The 4,477-nt window shown below is 62.7% G+C and carries 3 protein-coding genes; 1 reads left to right on the top strand and 2 read right to left on the bottom strand.

Annotation, left to right across the window (positions count from 1 at the left end; translation table 11 throughout):
- Positions 1-183 precede the first annotated feature (183 nt).
- On the bottom strand, positions 184-1,314 hold the full coding sequence (locus PF446_RS04265; protein ID WP_298070010.1) for an anhydro-N-acetylmuramic acid kinase: 1,131 nt from the start codon (positions 1,312-1,314) through the stop codon (positions 184-186).
- Positions 1,311-2,744 (bottom strand): peptidoglycan DD-metalloendopeptidase family protein, encoded by a 1,434-nt coding sequence (locus tag PF446_RS04260; RefSeq protein ID WP_298070009.1) that lies wholly within the window; start codon positions 2,742-2,744, stop codon positions 1,311-1,313. The genes PF446_RS04265 and PF446_RS04260 overlap by 4 nt, the downstream gene beginning before the upstream one ends.
- Before the next feature lie 194 nt (positions 2,745-2,938).
- On the opposite strand from PF446_RS04260, the gene tyrS reads away from it, so the two are divergent.
- Positions 2,939-4,150 (top strand): tyrosine--tRNA ligase, encoded by a 1,212-nt coding sequence (gene tyrS / locus PF446_RS04255; RefSeq protein WP_298070008.1) that lies wholly within the window; start codon positions 2,939-2,941, stop codon positions 4,148-4,150.
- Positions 4,151-4,477 lie beyond the last annotated feature (327 nt).

Raw genomic sequence — 4,477 nt, 5'->3', positions numbered from 1 at the left:
GGCCTGGGCATGGAAAGCGAGAAGCTGAACGTCGCGTACGAGTTTCGTTACATCGCCGACCTCGCCGGCACCTGGAAGGCCGAGGAGACCGCTGCGTTCGAGGAAGCCCTCAAGGCCCTGGCCACCGCTCCCGAAGGCCAGCTGGCACAAAAAAAGTCCGATCCCTAGAGCTGTCGGTTGCCTTCAGTGCCGTGGCGCGGCGTGCAGGCTTCCGAGCAGCCGTGGTCCTGCCGCGCCAGTGACAGCGGGCAGGTTGCCCGGCAGGCCCGCCAGTCGCCGCATGGCAAGCCACGCAAAGCCCATGGCCTCGACGTGATCGACCGGCACACCGTGCAGGTCGCTCGAGACCACCGGTTGCGGATCCAGTGCTTCGGTAAGGCCCTGCATCAGGGCAGGGTTGTGTACTCCGCCGCCGCAGACCACCACTTCATAGGTATCCGGCGCCTCGCGGCGCAAGGCTTGGACGATGCTGCGCACGCTCAGTGCCAGCAGCGTGGCCTGCACATCCTCGGGCTTCATCGCGCCAACCTGCACACGGCCGCGCAGCCACTCCAGGTGGAAATATTCACGGCCCGTGCTCTTGGGCGCGGGACGCAGGAAGTACGGGTCGGCCAGCAATTTGCGCAATACGCGTTCGTCAATCTTGCCGTGCGACGCGAAGGCACCATAGCGATCAAACGGCTCGCCCCGCTGCAACTGGCACCAGGCGTCCATCAGTCCGTTGGCGGGGCCGGTGTCAAAGCCGATCACCGTACCGTCGGGCCGCAGAATGCTGAGGTTGGCGATTCCGCCCAGGTTGAGCACGGCACGAACCCGACTGGGGTCGCGCAACACGGCGGCATGGAAGGCGGGCATCAGCGGCGCGCCCTGGCCTCCGGCGGCGACATCGGCACGGCGAAAGTCGGCGACGGTGTCGATCCCGGTGCGTTCGGCGATCACGCTGGGATCACCAATCTGAAGGCTGAACGGATGCTCGCCCTCGATCCGGTGGCGAATGGTCTGGCCGTGTGAACCGATGGCCTGCACAGCGTCCGGATTCACGCCGGAGCTGTCCAGCAGACCCCGCACGGCATCGGCAAAACATGCACCGATATTGACGTCCAGCCGGCCGTACTGGTCCAGGTCCAGCATCTGTTCGCCTTGCGCCACGGCAAGGATGCGCTGGCGCAAGGCGTCTGGCCAGGGATGGGTGTGCGCGGCCAGCAGTTCCAGGGTCGGGTCGAACCTGCACAATGCGGCATCGATTCCGTCCGCGCTGGTGCCGGAAATGAGGCCGACGAAGAGCGCAGCACCGGATTTGGACATGTCGCTCAATCGGCTTGAAGGTGATCGGAAGCCATTCGGGATGCCAGCCGCACATTCGCATCGACCGTGTCGATGCGGGCCATCATCGGTTGCATCCGGGTCTTGAACATGGCCAGCAGTTTCGGAGGCAGCGGCTTGGGCTTGGGCATGGTCACCGTCAGCGGATTGACGGGCCTGCCATGAATGCGGACCTCGTAGTGCAGATGGGGTCCGGTGGCCCAGCCGGTCTGGCCGACGTAACCGATGATCTGTCCCTGGACGACATGCGAACCGACATGAAGTCCGGGCGCAAAGCGCGACATGTGGCCGTAACCGGTGCTGTAGGCGGGTGTATCGCGGATGCGGATGTAACGACCGTAACCACGTACCCACCCGCGGATGCTGATCACGCCGTTGCCTGCGGCATGGATGGGCGTGCCCGTGGGCGCGGCCAGGTCGACGCCTGCGTGCAGATGCATGCTGTGAAGTATCGGATCCATGCGCATGCCGAAGCGCGAGGAAATGCGGGAGAATTTCAGTGGCGTGCGCAGCAGCGCTTTCTGCAGCGGTCGACCATCATCGCTGTAGTAGGCGATGCTGCCGTCGGGCTTCTGGAAGCGGAACGCGGTGAAGCGGTGTCCGCGGTTGTAGAACTCGGCTGCCAGGATGTTGCCGGCATGCAGGTAGGCACCGTCGCGCCAGACGTCGTCGTAGATGACAGTGAAGCTGTCACCGGTGCGGACTTCGCGGGCCAGGTCGATGTCGTACTTGAACACGTCTGCCAGCTTCACCACCATGGCTTCGCTCATGCCGGCGCGGCTGGCTGCGCCGAACAGCGAGGAGTTGATCACGCCATGGGCAATGTGCACGCGACGCTCAAGCGTGCGCGTCTGAACCTGACGCGTGACCGCGCCGTGGGCGAAGCGCAGAGTGACGCGATGCGTGCTGTCCGGGTCAAAGCGCATGGCCTGGAGGACCCCGTTGTCGACCAGGAAGGCAAACTCGTCGCCCGGGTGAAGGTCATGCAAGGTGCCACTTTTCTTGGTGGCGTCCAGCGCCAGCTTGAGGTCCGCGAAGCTCAGGCCGCGCGATTCGAACAGGCCCGAGAGGGTCTGGCCGGGCTGCACGTGCATGATCTGCCACTGTGCGGGCGGCGCAGGTTGTTCCTGCGATGCGAGTACCGGCACTGCAAGCGGGATCTGGACATAGCTCGGTGGCGGAACATCGCTTTTCATCGCCCGGGCCCACACCGGCATCACCAGTGCCGAGAGCACGGTAAGTGTGAGCGCGGCAGCGGCCAGGATCCAGCGTTCACGTTTCCAGTGCATCGGTGCAGCCGGATCGTCGCTACCATGCATCCATTCGGTATAGCGTTGGTAGAAATGGTGATGCATGCGTTGTGTCTTGCGACGCATGGCCTGCCGGCGCGGAACGCGCGTATCCGAGGTGCCCCGAGTCATGTGTGGATTCCGCCCCGTGAATCGATAAGACTATGTTGAGGCGGCTACGATAACCAGCGCGATGAAACACAGTCAACGCCTTTTTTTTCAAAGCGTTGCACCCGTCACTTAAATTAACGCACAATTAACCGCGTTCAGCGTGACGCTGTTCGTGCCTGGCAGATCATGCTGTGCAAAAACGCAATGAGGTTTACATGAGCGACATAGAAGGCGCGCTGGCGCTGATCGGCCGTGGCGCCGACGAGATCATCAAGCGCGACGAACTGGAGGCGCGTTTGCGGTTGGGGCGGCCGCTGCGGATCAAGGCCGGCTTCGACCCCACGGCGCCGGATCTGCATGTGGGCCACACGGTTCTGCTCAACAAGATGCGCCAGTTCCAGGATCTCGGCCATACCGTGATTTTCCTGATCGGCGACTTCACCGGCATGATCGGTGATCCGACCGGCAAGAACGCAACCCGCAAGCCGCTCACTCCCGAACAGGTCAAGACCAACGCCGAGACCTATGCGGCGCAGGTATTCAAGGTGCTCGACCGCGACAAGACCGAACTGCGGTTCAACAGCGAATGGTTCGGCCAGATGACCGCGGCCGACATGGTCCGCCTGGCCTCGCAGCACACGGTGGCGCGCATGCTCGAGCGTGACGATTTCGACAAGCGCTACAAGGCCCAGCAGCCGATCGCCATCCACGAGTTCCTGTATCCGCTGGTGCAGGGCTACGATTCGGTGGCGTTGCAGGCCGACATCGAGCTGGGCGGCACCGACCAGAAGTTCAACCTGCTGATGGGTCGTGCGCTGCAGGAACAGCACGGGCAACCGCCGCAGATCGTGCTGACCATGCCGCTGCTGGAAGGGCTGGACGGCGTCAACAAGATGTCCAAGTCGCTGGGCAACTACATCGGCATCGACGAACCGGCCATCGACATCGTCACCAAGACCATGAAGATCGGCGACGATCTCATGTGGCGCTGGTTCGAACTGCTCAGCTTTGAGGTCTCACTGGACGAACTGGCCCGCATGCGACTGGACATCGACCACGGAAAACTCAATCCGCGCGATGCCAAACTGCGCCTGGCGCGCGAATTGGCCGCCCGGTTCCATGATGCCGCCGCCGCCGAACAGGCCGTGGCCGGATGGCATGCCGTGGTTCGTGGCCAGGGCGATACGTCGCTGCTGCCGCTTGATGAAATCGTGGTGCCGGCCGAAGGCTTGCGGCTGCCCGCGTTGCTGACAGCCGCGGGCCTGACCACATCCAACTCCGAGGCCAACCGCAAGCTCAGGGAGCGTGCGGTGCGTATCGATGGTGAAGTCGTCGAAATCGCGCAGGACACGTTCAAGCCGGGTTTCGAGGGTGTGTTGCAGATTGGCAAGCGCAACTTCGCCAGGGTGCATCTGAAGGTGTCCTGATCACGGGATGCAAAAAAAGGGTTGCGCCTGACGTGGCAGCTCCCTATGATGCGCGGCCCGCCACTGCACAGGCGGAGCTTGACGGTCTGCCGGCAACGCAAATTTCCTTGGGAAAAGGTGTTGACGGTCATCGAAAGCGATGTAGAATGTGCGGCTCCCTCGGACGAAATGTCTGGCACGGGGTAGGTTCTTCGGGGCCTGCAGGAAAGATCTTTGACAGTGTGCGCAGGTGACTTGTGTGGGCGCCTTGTGGGGTTGGAGAAGTCCAACCAATGCAAGCGTCCAAACCTTTAACCTTTGTAATTTAAGCGATTGAATTGTAAAGCT

Source organism: Oleiagrimonas sp. (genome assembly GCF_027858935.1).
GTDB lineage: Bacteria > Pseudomonadota > Gammaproteobacteria > Xanthomonadales > Rhodanobacteraceae > Oleiagrimonas.
The sequence above is the reverse complement of the archived record's forward strand: the minus strand, read 5'-3'. Positions and strand labels throughout refer to the sequence as shown.